Here is a 13,012-nt window from a genome sequence, read left to right on the forward strand (position 1 = left end):
TACTTAACGTGTTGGTTTATCCTGCAAATCACCCAGTTCCAGGCGTTTGCGCGTGTGAGTGGCCTGCCACTCGAATAAGAGGTGGTCATCAGCCACTTCCACTAAACTCCATCCTTCAATCGGCGAACTGCCGATCCAGATCTTCCCTTCGGCATCACATTTGTTGCATACCGGCCAGGTTTGCTGACCGTCTGTCACAATGACAACGCGCTGTTTCTTGCTCCACCACGCCCCCATCGCTTTTAACGGCAACGGCGGCGCTGACGGTGCTGGCGGCGGTGGAGCCAGGCTCTCGCTGCCATTACTGGCTACCGGCTTCGCCGGACCAGGGAATAAATTCACCCACTCTTTGATGACGGGGGCTGCGGGGGTACTGGTTGCGGCAGCAGGGCGCGTGCGTTGCGCGGTGGTGCGTGATGACGGGGTACTTTCCGTCGGTTCATCCGCAGAAAACTGACTCCATAGCACCAGGCCAGCTGTCACGACGATCGCTACCTGTAAATAGCGTGGAAGTTTCATGACGCCTCCTTTTGCAACCGCAAACGCAGGGTGATTTTTAGCTGGTCAGTAGCCGGGCTGGCGCGCTGCAACGACAGTTGGTCGATATGCAGTGGCAGCGTGCGGCTCAGGTTATCCAGCGTCTGCACCAGCGGCAGATATTCCCCTTTCATCGGGATATCCAGACGTAATACTTTGCGTTCACCCTGTTGTTCCAACTGGTAACGGCTTGATTCCACGACCAGGTTATTTTTTTTTAGCTGTTCAAAAATGAGTTGTACCTGCTGATATTCATTCAGACTGATTTGCTGCTGGAGTGCAGGTTGCTGCTGATCCAGTGGCAGCGCATCACGCAATGCATGCTGCAACTCGTCGAGCTGCGCCTGTAGCTGCGCGCTGTGTGGCAGACTCATACCCAACCACACTACCAGCAGGCAAACAGGCAGCGCGCTGAGCGCAAGTGGAACTTTGCCGATGCGATCCGTCAGCTGCGCCAACCGCCAGTACCAGAGATCGCGATCAACGGATAGCTTCATCACTCCCCTCCTCAAAACTGACATCCAGCACCGCTGTGACGGGCCACTCCGGGCTCTTTTCAGCGACATCGCGATGATTTTCCAACACCACTTTGGCGGGAATTTTCTGTAGGGCCTGACTGAACTCCAGCAGCGCCGCGAGCGATTTCGCGTTCACCTCCAGCCGGATGTTGTGTCTGGACGGATTGACATCCGCGGTGCGCAACGCCACACCCGGATGCAATACGCTGCCGATGTTTTCCAGCAGTACCAGAGCCTGAGCCGTGGTTTGCTGTTTCTGTTGCTGACGCAGGATTTTTTGCTGTGCTTCGCGCAGCTTGCGTAATGCCTGCTGCTGAGTCTGCAATGTCTGTTGCGCCTCGGTGGTTTCCTCTACCAACTGATGCTGTATGCCTCGTTCATGGAGGATCAAACCGCTCAGAGTCAGGCTAACTAATGTGGTCGCCACTAACACATAACGTGCCCAGGGCGGAGTCAGGGAGAAACGTGGTGTCATGCTACGGTCTCCTTTCCGTCCGCGACGGGCTGCCAGTCGGTGGTGTTGATCACATAACGCGGGCTATCGGGCATGCCTGCCAGACGGCCAATAATGTGCAGTTGCTCGCTGGGTTGTTGTTCGGGCAAATCAAGTGCGTAGACATCGCGCCATTGATCTTCCTGACGGCAGGCGACACGGCAGCGTTGGGCACCCATGACGATGAATACACCTTCCTGCGGCAAATGGCGGCCGTAACGATTCAGCAACAGCTGAAATGGCGTCACCACGCCCTGAAAACGGAGCCTATGCAGGCGAGCCTGCTGGGCCAGCAATTGCCAGCACTGTTGTTGCAGACAAGCGATCAAGGCGGGTTGTCCCCAGTTCACCTCTTCAAAACGCGCCTGCCAGTGCGGATGTGAGAAGCGTTTGCTGGCCTCGCGTTGGGCTAATTTCAGCAGTTCTTGCGGGGTTTTGATCCCCGACGGCCAGGACATAACCAGAAAATCCAGTTCGTCGCTGTCGAGGTAAAACTCGATAGCATCCAGCCAGGCCATTGCTTTCGGGCGCGCGCTTAACACCGCTGTCAGCGCGGTTTCCAGCGTCTCATCGGGTGTGCGGTCATGCATGAGCACGACCTGCGTACCGTGGCGCAGACGCAGCGCATGTGGCCAGATATCGCACTGCCAGGTTTTAGTGAGCGATAACACGGTTAACTTCCTCCCAGGTGGTTTTTCCTTCCAGCACGGCACGCAGCGCGATGGTCGGCAGCGGCACAAAGCCGTCCTGCAACGCCACCTCGCGTAGCTTGCGTTGTGATGCGCGTGCCAGCATGGCTTCCTTGATGCCGTCGCTAAAATTCAGTACCTCAGCCAGCGCCAGTCGGCCGCGATAACCGGTCTGGCGACACGACTCGCAACCGCGCCCTTTACGCCAGTTGGGTTTCAGGTTCTGCAATGGGCTGTTATGCCACGCTTGCTGCGCCTCGGTACTGGGTTGACTTGCTTCACCGCAATCCGGGCAAATCTGGCGAACCAGACGTTGTGCCACCACGCCATTGAGCGCGGTGATCAGGCTGGCCGGTTCCACCTGCATATACAGAAAACGTTCCAGCACGCTGAATACATCGTTGGCGTGCACGGAAGAGAGAACGACGTGACCGGTCAGCGCGGCCTGTACGGCGATACCGGCGGTTTCGCCATCACGGATTTCACCCACCAGAATGATGTCCGGGTCGTGACGCAGGATGGCGCGCAGACCGCGGGCAAAGGTCAGCCCTTTTTTGTCGTTTACCGGGATCTGCAACACGCCGTTTAACTGATACTCCACCGGATCTTCGATGGTGATGATTTTGCTTTCACCGCTGTTCAGCTCACTCAACGCCGAGTAGAGCGAGGTGGATTTCCCGCTGCCGGTCGGCCCGGTAACCAACACCATGCCATGCGGCAGGTGTGTCAGTTGGCGGATGGCGCGCAACGTGTGGTCGTCAAAACCCAGGGTTTCCAGGCGTAAATTTTGGTCGTGTGATTTATCCAGCACACGCAGTACGCCGTCTTCGCCGTAGATACTGGGCATGATTGACACACGGAAATCGACCGGGCGCTGCTGAATCATGGCCTTGAAGCGCCCGTCCTGCGGGATACGACGCTCAGAGATATCCATGCAGCCCAGCACTTTGATTCGCGAAATCACCTGCTCAGCATGTTGCAGCCCGGCACAGTGACGGATGTTGTGCAACACGCCATCGATGCGATATTTCACCATCAGGCCGTCGGCCACGGCGGAAAGATGAATATCACTGGCGCGACTTTGCAACGCGTCATACAGCGTGGCGTTAACCAGTTTGATCACCGCATGGGGTTCGCTGGCGATAGCCGCCGGGGTGATCTCAAGACAGCCGTTTTCGGTGCTTTCTTCACTTTGTTGTTCCAGCTGGTCCAGCGTACGCTGCTGCTTGCCGAGCGCGTCCAGACGCGTGTTAAGCCACGTCAGCGAGGTCAGGACCGGCAGTGCATTGAAGCGTCGTGCCCACTGGCGCAGCGGCAACGAGAAGGGATCGGCGAGTGCCACCAGCGGCTGATCGTTCAAGCGTAACGGCAATACACGTTGCGCCAGGGCCTCAGTCAGTGGGATCTGGCTGAAATCCTCGATCGCCTGGCGACATTCTGACTGCGTCAGCGGGGTTAATCCGAGTGCGGTCGCGGCGGCAGTCAGCGCATGCGGGAAGCTTTGCAGCAATTCGCTTAATGCAACACAACGCTGCTCCTCTGGCAGTTGAACCAGACTATCGATGCAGACACCGCCAAGATGTGAATGGGACATTTATTGTAATCCTCCGGCCAGCTCGAAAATGGGCATGTACAGCAGAAACACCACCGCACCGACAATGCCGCCGACGATCATCATCAGGATCGGTTCAAAAATTTTGCTGAATTTCTCAATGGCGCGTTCCAGCGACTCGTCGTAAAAAGCGGCGATGCGTTCACACATGGCCGGTAGTTCGCCGCTGCGTTCGCCGACCTGCAATAAACGCGTGGCGACCGGAGTGGTCATCTGCTGTTTATCGAGCATGGCCGACAGCGACTGGCCGGCTTCCACGTCGCGGATCACCTGCTCGATACGGACACGGTGGTCGTCTGGCAGGATTTCACTGCCGAGTTTCAGGGCTTCAGGCGCGGGGATTCCGCCCTGTAGCAACAAACCCAGGGTGCGATAAAAACGAACCAGTACGGAGAGCTGATGCTGTTGCTGGAGCTGTGGCACTTTAAGCAGCAAGCGGGTAACAACCCGGCGCGTAATGGGTTGACGCAGGGTCATCACCAGTGCGGCGATACCTGCTATGGTGCCGGCCAGTAGCAACGAGCCGTTGTCCTGCACCAGACGCCCCCACCAGACGATAAACTGCGCGCTGCTGCTGAGGTTTTTCATGCCATCGAACACCGCAGCGAAGCGCGGAATAATAAATCCAAGCAGGAAAAACATGATGGCCCCACCGGCCGACATCACAATCGTCGGATAGAGCAGGGTGGATTTTATGCGCTTGCGCAACACATCCATGCGTTGTTCATAGTGCTGGAAGCGCCCCAGCGCCACCGGTAAATGCCCGGTCTGCTCAGATGACGCGACGGTGTTGATCAGCAGTGGCGGAAATACATCCGGCAGGCTGGCCATCGCCTGGGAAAGCTGGGCGCCTTCGTACAAACGTTTGATCAGCGTATCCAGCACCAGCGTGGACTCGCCTTCGCGGCTGCTCTCACGCAGCGCTTCGACGGCTTCGACCACCACCAGTCCGGCTTCGAGCAGAGCGATCAGTTCCTGTAAAAACAGGTTAAGAGGAAAATGTTTATCACGCCGAGCCTGGCGTTCGGCCACCCTGATGACAATGCCACCTTCAGCTTCAATACGCAGGCTGGCGTTGTCGGCTGATTCAGCCATAACAGACAGGGTGACGCGTTTACCCTGTTCCAGGGTGGTTACGTCGTAATGTTTCATGATAGCGAGTGTTTAGATTTATGTTTGGGGCCTTTTTTTAATTGCGCGTATTGCGGGGCCACCTTCTTAATATATTTCTGCCGTAAGACTTGATGCTTATGCGTTTTACCCGTGCCCGCGTTATAGGCGCCGACGGCTTCCCATGAATAACCAAACTGGCGAATATTGCCGGCAAGGATCCATGCGCCAGTCATGACACTCTGACAGGGGTCATTAATCAGATCTTTTTGACTAATACTAAATTTGCGCAACGTCTGAAAATGACGGCTATTAATTTGCATCAGGCCAACATCGATAGTGCCATCGGTATTTTTATTCACCGCTTTGGGATCCATATTGGATTCCACAATCGCGATCGCCTGAAGGAGTTCAGGCTCAATACCGTAGCGGTCGCCAGCTTGTTTCCAGCAGGTTGCCATGCCGGAAAAGGCGGGTACGAGCAGCAATACAGCCAATATTCTGCCTTTCATGGTTAGAACCCATAGGTAAGCGCTTTTCCATCTTTGCCAGTGGACATGATGTCAACTTCATTAATGGAATTTTTCTCGCGGGTTGGGTTATGCCATTTATAGGCATTGCCCCACGGGTCCAGCGGCACGTTCTGGCTCAGGTACGGGCCATGCCAGTTCTCAACACCGGCCGGTTTTTCCGTCAACGCTTTCAGCCCCTGAGCTTCAGTAGGATAGTGACCGACATCAAGGCGATATTGACCCAGCGTATCCGCCAGCGAGCGCATCTGGCGCATGGCAGTTTTATCCTTGGCGCCATCAACCTGAGAGAAAACCTTCGGACCGACAAAACCCGCCAATAGGGCGATAATCATTAACACCACCAGCAGCTCCAGTAAGGTGAAGCCGCCTTGTTTTTTCAGCAGAGAATGTACTTTGTTCATAATAAGTGCGTGCCTTATGGTTATATCTGAAATTGTTGGCGTGAATTTTTCATGAAGTTGCTCTGATGGAGTAGCTGACGGCTCTTTGTTCATTACCGAATCGTCGTGTAACGTCCAGGAATTATCTTGCTCAGGGGGGCAGCCACTGCGCTCGCGCTTCATTGAAGCCTCCCGTTGTTTATTGTGTAGTAACAGGTAGCCGAGGATTATTGAAGGGCAGAACGGGGATAATTGGGACAATAACGATCGTATTTGTTTGTGATTTCTTTATATTTTCCTGAAAATATAATAGGTAGTTGTGATAATTGGGCTTTATTTGATGATTGTTAAGGGAAGGAAGACTTCAACATGTTGGGCCGTCTGCGTATTGATCATGCTGACGGCCTGGTAAGATAAGCGTTTTTCAGCTCTTTCTGGCAGTATCAGGACATAATACGCATACCTGAAGAACGTCATGGTTTATGCAGTGTTCTTGACCTGCGAGGGGTTGAACTTTTTATTTAAACGGAATTTAAGTCCGCGAGTAACGAGATTCGTCATGTTAGTTGGAAGGTAATAAAATTCATCACCCTGCCTGACCTTTTTTATGATCTTATATTCTTTCATTTTTTTCAGCTTCACGACTATTGCTGTTGCCGTGTGTTTACCAGAAAATATGTCATAAAGTTTTGGTGTGTTATGTTGTAAGCCTTGCGCCTGTATAAGAGTCAGCAGTGTAATGGCGAGTTGAAGCTGCTTTTCACCGTTGCGGGCGAAATAAACCATTGCAGCCGATAAACCCTGGTGCTTTTTATACTCCTCCTGAGTAATGCCAAATGCCGAGCGAGGTGGGATTTTAGACTTATCCTCTTCAGTCATGGCTGACAAGGACAGTTTGTTTATCTCAAGATGAGAAATGGCCACCTGCGTGATATTGGTCGGCCAAAAATAAACCTTTCCATTGCAAAAATCACGGTGGATGATTCCTTTTTGGACTAGCTGGCTTAGTAATTCAGACAGATTATTGCCAGGTGGCATTTGTTTTATAATATCTTCAATGCTTCTCCTGTTGTCGGTGAATATGTAGTTAAGCAACGAAGTAATAAATCCATTTTGCTTAATATCCAGGTCGTTGAGCCAGGTAAAAATACGATCATCCGGTTGGTTAATAATTTTCGTGGGCTGAGGTGCTGACGCTATTTTACCGGCAAGAAAATGTGTGGGGTTGATGATGTTATAAAACTTAGCGAAATCAACCACATGTTGTGCGGCAGCTTCTGTTATCAGTTGCTGAGCCTGTTGTTTATCGGAAGGAGAGTTCATCTGGTGATGGATATAGCATAAGACCTCAACGATATCTTTGGCATCCTGAGGTGTTGTACACACTGGCTCTATTATCTTCTCATCAATCGCTGCCAATACCAGGGCAATGTGTACGGGTCTGGCGGAATGCTTTGCAAAAGGGTTTCCATAGCTGATGTGATGGAAAAGCTGGGTCCATGATGCCCCCTTATAATACCCTTGCGTTTCTTCGCCGGGTTTGACATGCACGGCAGAAGAAACGGATGTCGCAGCGGCTGGTGCATGACTGTAAAAGGCAAAAGGTCGGTTGTGATGCGTTTGCTGTGGTGATGGCGGGCGAAGATGTTGTATCAACAATGAATGGGCATTCGCCCTTATTTGCTGATGGTGGAATGTTCGCATTGTCATGAACGATGCCGTGAGGGCGCCTATATTTGACAATAGTTTTTTCTGATCAGGATGCTCGACTAATCGCCTTTGCGACAATACGGGCTGGTGGCTAATTCTGTCCATATCATTGTTTCCTTAATATCTGCTTTATTCACTGATAAAAATCAGATCTCGATAATGATAGTCGTCACCGCACGATTTATCGTGCGGTGACAAACATATGCCGATTGGCGCATTTAACAGTCAGGCAGAATTTATCTGAACGGGGTAACTTTCTGAGGGGACGTGACGGGATGTTTTCCCGAGCACAATGCAATTCCGGCGGTAATGAGCACCGCGCTGACCAGATGGAAAATATGCAACGGGACGTGCAAAAACAGGATGCTCAATATCCCCCCGCTGAGCGGGATAAGATGCGAAAACACTTCGCCGCGCGTAGCGCCGATGGCCAGAATACCTTTGTTCCACAGAAGATAGGAGAGCCAGGAAGGGAAGATAACCAGATAGGCGAGACCGAGTAGAAAATCGCCACGCAGAAACACATTCAGTTCAGCTGTGCCCGGTTCCAGCGTGCGGAAAAGCAACACCGGCACTAACATCACTGCGCCAATCAGCGCGCTGATGGCGACAAAGGCATTACCGCCGATATCGCGCGGTTTGATGCGCAAAAAGGCACAATACAAGGCCCAACTGATGGCAGAGCCCATGGTCCAGAGATCACCACGATTGAGGTTTTTCAGGGTTTCGACATGCAGCAGATCGCCTTCCAGCACCAGGTAAACGACTCCCAGCGAACTTAATATCACGCCAGCGATATTGCGCGTCGTGATTTTCTCTTTGAACACCAGTTTATTTATTAACAACACCAGCGCGGGTGTAGTAGAAAGATAAATGGCGGCATTAAGCGACGAGGTATATTGCAAGCCGATATACAGAGTGACTGGAAACAGTACCTGGCCACAGGTAGCAAGAAACAGCAATGTCCATTTTGCGCGCTTCATGGCAGCCCATTGCTGCCTGACCAACCGGTGATAGAGCGCCATCAGCAGCAGCGCGGTCAGTAGCCAACGAGCCTCGGATAACAGAATAGGGTCGGCATGAGCGACCAGAAGGTGGCCCACCACATAATTGCCGCCCCAGAAACAGGCGGCGAGGCTCAGGAAAAGATAAGGCATGGCAATGTCCCTGTAATGATACTGTTCTACTGGCTAATATCCTGCCACGGATATCACCGGGTTTTTATGAGAAAGGTCATATGTTTTACGGCCAAAGCGCGTATTTCCGACGGATATCTTTGTGAGTAAGGCGAACATTTTCGAACAATATCTGACCTGGCTATACCAGCTAATAGAATTAATTGATATCAATCAATAAAAGTCGTAAAAATCAGTATAACTAATTTATGGAGCTATAATCACTTTACCAAAGCAAAGGAGAAAATCATGGTTGCGGTAGCTTTTCAGTCATTGTCACTGAATTCACTTCCAAAAGATGAAGATACAGAAAAATCAACATCGCCATTATTGGTTAATAATATTTATAATCAGACTACAGAGCCTGTCTCTTCGGAAAATCATACCTCTTATTTTTCATATAAAATGATTTCATATATTGCCGGAGGAGCCGCGACTTTAGGTCTGGTGGTTGCGGGAGTCACGAGTTTTATGTGTCGGGAAGGTGAGTGCAATCTACAAACAACGGCTACGGCATTAGCAAAAAATAACATGCCTGGGTTAAATAAAGGATTGAACGTAAAACCAACTCAAGGCGTGATAATGGATGTCGGAACTACGTTATCAGGTATTGTTGAGCATTCACTGATGTTCGGGGATGTGAAGGGCGCGGCTGAGTTAGTCGCGACCAACGTCGCAGCCGACCCCTATCTTGATATTTTTTTTAATGAACTTTACAGCTTTATTTTAGGATGTTCCAGAAGACCGAAACATACCTTAAAAAATGAGCAGCAGAGAACCAGCGATCATGAAAAACTGGACAGGATCGCGCAGAGACTCAAACATCCCGACAACCAGAAAATGGTAAAGGCGTTATTTGATCATGATTTTATAGACAGAATCGATCTGGGAATCCTACGAGGACACTCTGGTAAAATGGAAGCCAAAGGGCGTATCGGGAAATATCATCTTGCCAGCAGGTTAAATGCAACGCCAAAAGCGAAATTACCCACAACAACGCAATCGCCAGGTAATCCAGCTGCCACGGCACTCTTTCTGTCTTACCTTTCACAACACAAAGCGACTGGTGGTTAAGAGGGATCGCTCAGGCAACGTTGTGAAGTCTTGTCAGCCCGCAACATCCTGTTGCGGCGCTATGTATCGCGTAGCTACGCAGGGGTTAGCGCTTTAAGTCAAACAGCTGTGGTGTGGTAGCCTTGCCCTCTCGTGAAAGAGGAATAACCATCACCTGACTCTGATGTTTCAGATGCTTAGCGTAATTACCGTTAACGCTCAGGGTTTCACCCGGTAGCACATACGTTTTCATCAACGAGATTGAAACCTTTCCGGGCATCAGCAGCGCCTGTTGTTCCAGACGAACCACCTGCAAGCCAGTGTTAGTCACCGTTAGTGCCCCGTTTTTTGCCGACCAAATCAGGTCATTAATTGGCTGCGGCCGCGCTTTCATATCTTTCGGAACAATCAGCATCGGCAGAACCTGGCGACTCACCAGCACCAGATCATGGGTGTTACGACTGGTGGGGATGCCTTCAAACGACACCCGCTTAAGGTGTTCACGATCCAGTTTGTCATGGCTGGTAAGGATAAAACGCACTTGCTGTGTCTGACCAGGTTCAAGACGTGCCACGGGCTGTGCAGCGACCACATGGGTGCCGGGGTCGTCGGTTAAATCTGTTACCGTACTATAAAGAAGCAGCGGAGCTTCATCGGTGTTTTTGATGTTAATGCTCCCACCATGCTTGCCTTCGTTGATAATCACAACCTGGTTGTCCGGTATGACGCCGGAGGCATAGAGAAGTGGAGAAGCGAGCAGGGTAATCAGGCCAGCCAGCCGTAACATTATTTTCATGTTTTGATGATTCTCATTAGTGAGTGTTTTACCCGCCTGTCGCTGGAAAAATCCATGACAGCATTTCCCAAAGCAAAGATTTCTATGGGACAGGGTTTTATTAATATGCAGACAGGGTGGTGTAATAACGATTCTGCTAATGTTTAATATGATAATTCCATGATAATGGAAATCAACACCTGTCCATTGCTTACATTTTATCTTTTACAATTAATTAAAGTGGGTATATTTTCTAAGTCTTTATTTTGTTCTGATTTTTTTCTTTCATTGTGATTTATTTGTTGCTTTTCAATTACGGAAACGAGGCGTGGCCTGGTATATCAAAGAATAATCTTCATTTAAGGTAAGGCGTTTCCTGGGAAAACTTCGCAAATAAAAAAAAGCCTTTCAGAATAATCATTCTGAAAGGCGGGGAAACCCATTCCCAAAGGGCACTCACTAACTCAATTTGAAGTGAGGGATTGCGCAAAATATCCGCTACTGTCCGATTTGCAGCTCGGGCAATCGCAGTTATTCACCACGCATATCCATTTTTAAAAATGATAATTTCCGGAAAACCACCAGGTACGTTCATGCTCCGCAGCCTGTTCCCGGTCGCTCTCGTTCCAACGAGGTGTAACATCCGCAGATGCCCCAATGTTGAAGCTGGCGTTCCTTTGGTGCCACAGGCTGATCTGACGGCCATCATTACTCTCTGTCGCGGTCTGGAGGGTATGGTTGACAGAGGTGACCACATCAGATTTCGCCGTTGAAGACGGAATGTTTTGCTCATTTACGGCATAAGCTGAGGTCACTGCGGTACAGCACCATGCCAGCAAAAGTGCGCGGCAGAGCATTGTCCCGTCGCGGCGACTATCAATGAGAAAATTCATAACCGTACTTCCGATTTTATTTTTTAATGGCTGATGTCATTTTGATGTGGCTATTCTGACCTTATTCGATGGCGGAAAAAAGTCATGCGAGATGAGAAGTTGAGTCGTAGTAAATAAGAAAATTCTTTACGCGATCGCGTAATTAACTTCTGCTGTTGAGGCAAAAAAAAAGGTTGATCAATTATCGATCAACCCTAAGACCCTGGTAGAGGCACAGCGCGTATCTTCTATAGTCTGGTTCAGAGGAAGGTATCGAGATACTGCGCTGCCCAGTCAATTTGCCATTTCAGTGCTAAAATGCAATCACAGCAGGTTAAATATCACAGGTTATTCCTGTTTTCATATTTGTTATTCATAACTTCAGACGTTGAATTGGGAAAATTACCGGGTAAAGTTGATGGTCAGTTCCGCACCCAGCCGTAAGATATAATCCGGTGGAGCCGAGGGACCAAATAACGTTTTGGGCGGTTGGGTGAGTTTGATCGTCATACGTCGCCCTTTGAGCTCGATCGGCACCTCAATATTGATGTTCAAATAATTATTAAACAGCTCGGCTCGCTGGTTGGCAGGGTTGACGTTGATGAAGGTGGTACTGCGTGCTGCGCTGTGCTGGTGGGTTACGCGATCATAGACGTCGATCACCGTTTCACCAATGCGGATAGCAATATTACCCTTCTTATCCGTTTTGCTGCTACAGGCGGAGGCGCTGACCACCCTCAGTGTCGCTTTGTTAATCGGATAACCATGTGGTTCACGATCGACGACAAAATTATGAAAACGAACCTGACAGGGTTGGGCCGCAAAGGTACATGCGGGGGTGGCAAGCATGATTAATAATATCACTTTGGATTTAAACATATGGCAGTCTCAGTGATCTTGACCAGATGATTATAGCTTGATTGCCGGGAATCATCTCAGCGGAACGTGGAAAATCCCAAATAAAAATCGTTATTTCTTATTGTCAGCTGAAAAGAAAAATTATCTGGCGTCACAGGGTTATATCCTTTCTGTTAATTAAGTTGATTAAATAACCTGAATTTATGAGAGCGACCGATAAATTTATGATTTCGGATCGCACTCAAGTATCTATTATTCAGCTTGTTGTCATACTTTAGCAGGCTAATTACCCCATGTATTTTAAAAATGGATTGGAAATAATCAATGAAAAGGTATTTTTCTCTTTCGGCGACCGCACTCGCGGTGATGGTGGCCGCGCCTGCGGTACTGGCGATTTCGGCAACCGTTGTGCCGCTGGCTTCCACCGCCCAACTGAAGACGGCGCAAACGGAAGCGCGCTGGACGGTGGAATTACCTTATCCGGTTGTGAAGGTGCTGGCAGCAGCGGATGGCACAGCAATTGCGTTGGCATATACGCTGACCTATGGTCATGGCTTGCAGGCCAAACCGGGCAAGTATGTACTGTCATTAACCGCACGTACCCAGGCCGGTGATGAAACCAAAAGGGAATATCCGCTGGAGATCGATGATTACCGATATTAAGTAGCGCGAAAAATCACACCGCAGCGGTAGCTAC

The 13,012-nt window shown here is 50.2% G+C and carries 15 protein-coding genes; 2 read left to right on the top strand and 13 right to left on the bottom strand.

The window, feature by feature from the left end; translation table 11 throughout:
* Positions 1-3 precede the first annotated feature (3 nt).
* The 10 genes from AC6I8T_RS23940 to AC6I8T_RS23985 form a co-directional block, all read right to left on the bottom strand.
* Entirely contained in the window at positions 4-519 is a 516-nt protein-coding gene (locus AC6I8T_RS23940; protein WP_497834560.1) for a hypothetical protein, read from the bottom strand.
* Entirely contained in the window at positions 516-1,034 is a 519-nt protein-coding gene (locus AC6I8T_RS23945; RefSeq protein WP_497834561.1) for a GspMb/PilO family protein, read from the bottom strand. The genes AC6I8T_RS23940 and AC6I8T_RS23945 overlap by 4 nt, the downstream gene beginning before the upstream one ends.
* On the bottom strand, positions 1,018-1,530 hold the full coding sequence (locus AC6I8T_RS23950; protein ID WP_497834562.1) for a hypothetical protein: 513 nt from the start codon (positions 1,528-1,530) through the stop codon (positions 1,018-1,020). Before AC6I8T_RS23950 ends, AC6I8T_RS23945 begins: the two co-directional genes overlap by 17 nt.
* A complete protein-coding gene (locus AC6I8T_RS23955; protein WP_497834563.1) occupies positions 1,527-2,219 on the bottom strand; it encodes a hypothetical protein in 693 nt (230 codons plus the stop codon). Before AC6I8T_RS23955 ends, AC6I8T_RS23950 begins: the two co-directional genes overlap by 4 nt.
* A complete protein-coding gene (locus AC6I8T_RS23960) occupies positions 2,203-3,831 on the bottom strand; it encodes a GspE/PulE family protein (protein ID WP_497834564.1) in 1,629 nt (542 codons plus the stop codon). Before AC6I8T_RS23960 ends, AC6I8T_RS23955 begins: the two co-directional genes overlap by 17 nt.
* A complete protein-coding gene (locus AC6I8T_RS23965) occupies positions 3,832-5,001 on the bottom strand; it encodes a type II secretion system F family protein (protein ID WP_497834565.1) in 1,170 nt (389 codons plus the stop codon).
* Positions 4,998-5,471 carry a lytic transglycosylase domain-containing protein gene (locus tag AC6I8T_RS23970; protein ID WP_497834566.1) on the bottom strand — a complete coding sequence of 158 codons (474 nt, stop codon included), beginning with the start codon at positions 5,469-5,471 and terminating at the stop codon, positions 4,998-5,000. The genes AC6I8T_RS23965 and AC6I8T_RS23970 overlap by 4 nt, the downstream gene beginning before the upstream one ends.
* A 2-nt stretch (positions 5,472-5,473) precedes the next feature.
* The gene (gspG, locus tag AC6I8T_RS23975) at positions 5,474-5,893 is read right to left on the bottom strand and encodes a type II secretion system major pseudopilin GspG (protein WP_497831696.1); all 420 of its coding nucleotides are present in this window, start codon (positions 5,891-5,893) and stop codon (positions 5,474-5,476) included.
* 459 nt (positions 5,894-6,352) lie between these two features.
* Positions 6,353-7,687: a hypothetical protein gene (locus AC6I8T_RS23980; RefSeq protein WP_497834567.1), complete on the bottom strand. Its 1,335-nt coding sequence runs from the start codon at positions 7,685-7,687 to the stop codon at positions 6,353-6,355.
* Positions 7,688-7,818: 131 nt separating this feature from the next.
* Positions 7,819-8,739: a DMT family transporter gene (locus AC6I8T_RS23985; RefSeq protein WP_497834568.1), complete on the bottom strand. Its 921-nt coding sequence runs from the start codon at positions 8,737-8,739 to the stop codon at positions 7,819-7,821.
* Positions 8,740-9,006: 267 nt separating this feature from the next.
* Here AC6I8T_RS23985 and AC6I8T_RS23990 point away from each other — a divergent pair, with 267 nt between their 5' ends.
* Positions 9,007-9,831 (top strand): hypothetical protein, encoded by an 825-nt coding sequence (locus AC6I8T_RS23990; RefSeq protein WP_497834569.1) that lies wholly within the window; start codon positions 9,007-9,009, stop codon positions 9,829-9,831.
* Positions 9,832-9,916: 85 nt separating this feature from the next.
* Here the strand turns inward: AC6I8T_RS23990 and AC6I8T_RS23995 are convergent, their stop codons facing one another.
* The 3 genes from AC6I8T_RS23995 to AC6I8T_RS24005 all read right to left on the bottom strand — a co-directional run bounded on the left by AC6I8T_RS23995 (position 9,917) and on the right by AC6I8T_RS24005 (position 12,336).
* Complete coding sequence (locus tag AC6I8T_RS23995) at positions 9,917-10,606, bottom strand: fimbria/pilus chaperone family protein (RefSeq protein ID WP_497834570.1); 690 nt, start codon at positions 10,604-10,606, stop codon at positions 9,917-9,919.
* Between the two features lie 533 nt (positions 10,607-11,139).
* On the bottom strand, positions 11,140-11,478 hold the full coding sequence (locus tag AC6I8T_RS24000; RefSeq protein ID WP_497834571.1) for a hypothetical protein: 339 nt from the start codon (positions 11,476-11,478) through the stop codon (positions 11,140-11,142).
* 381 nt (positions 11,479-11,859) lie between these two features.
* On the bottom strand, positions 11,860-12,336 hold the full coding sequence (locus tag AC6I8T_RS24005; RefSeq protein ID WP_497834572.1) for a hypothetical protein: 477 nt from the start codon (positions 12,334-12,336) through the stop codon (positions 11,860-11,862).
* A gap of 303 nt (positions 12,337-12,639) precedes the next feature.
* Between AC6I8T_RS24005 and AC6I8T_RS24010 the strand changes: the two genes are divergently transcribed.
* The gene (locus AC6I8T_RS24010) at positions 12,640-12,978 is read left to right on the top strand and encodes a hypothetical protein (RefSeq protein WP_497834573.1); all 339 of its coding nucleotides are present in this window, start codon (positions 12,640-12,642) and stop codon (positions 12,976-12,978) included.
* Positions 12,979-13,012: the final 34 nt, after the last annotated feature.

It is taken from the genome of Pantoea sp. X-Soil-OKNW-556 (assembly GCF_059730695.1).

Bases quoted from the DNA above. Each gene is read 5' to 3' on its own strand.
- AC6I8T_RS23940 (WP_497834560.1), bottom strand. From the start codon at position 519: ATGAAACTTCCACGCTATTTACAGGTAGCGATCGTCGTGACAGCTGGC.
- AC6I8T_RS23945 (WP_497834561.1), bottom strand. From the start codon at position 1,034: ATGAAGCTATCCGTTGATCGCGATCTCTGGTACTGGCGGTTGGCGCAG.
- AC6I8T_RS23950 (WP_497834562.1), bottom strand. From the start codon at position 1,530: ATGACACCACGTTTCTCCCTGACTCCGCCCTGGGCACGTTATGTGTTA.
- AC6I8T_RS23960 (WP_497834564.1), bottom strand. From the start codon at position 3,831: ATGTCCCATTCACATCTTGGCGGTGTCTGCATCGATAGTCTGGTTCAA.
- AC6I8T_RS23965 (WP_497834565.1), bottom strand. From the start codon at position 5,001: ATGAAACATTACGACGTAACCACCCTGGAACAGGGTAAACGCGTCACC.
- AC6I8T_RS23970 (WP_497834566.1), bottom strand. From the start codon at position 5,471: ATGAAAGGCAGAATATTGGCTGTATTGCTGCTCGTACCCGCCTTTTCC.
- gspG (WP_497831696.1), bottom strand. From the start codon at position 5,893: ATGAACAAAGTACATTCTCTGCTGAAAAAACAAGGCGGCTTCACCTTA.
- AC6I8T_RS23980 (WP_497834567.1), bottom strand. From the start codon at position 7,687: ATGGACAGAATTAGCCACCAGCCCGTATTGTCGCAAAGGCGATTAGTC.
- AC6I8T_RS23985 (WP_497834568.1), bottom strand. From the start codon at position 8,739: ATGCCTTATCTTTTCCTGAGCCTCGCCGCCTGTTTCTGGGGCGGCAAT.
- AC6I8T_RS23990 (WP_497834569.1), top strand. From the start codon at position 9,007: ATGGTTGCGGTAGCTTTTCAGTCATTGTCACTGAATTCACTTCCAAAA.
- AC6I8T_RS23995 (WP_497834570.1), bottom strand. From the start codon at position 10,606: ATGAAAATAATGTTACGGCTGGCTGGCCTGATTACCCTGCTCGCTTCT.
- AC6I8T_RS24000 (WP_497834571.1), bottom strand. From the start codon at position 11,478: ATGAATTTTCTCATTGATAGTCGCCGCGACGGGACAATGCTCTGCCGC.
- AC6I8T_RS24005 (WP_497834572.1), bottom strand. From the start codon at position 12,336: ATGTTTAAATCCAAAGTGATATTATTAATCATGCTTGCCACCCCCGCA.
- AC6I8T_RS24010 (WP_497834573.1), top strand. From the start codon at position 12,640: ATGAAAAGGTATTTTTCTCTTTCGGCGACCGCACTCGCGGTGATGGTG.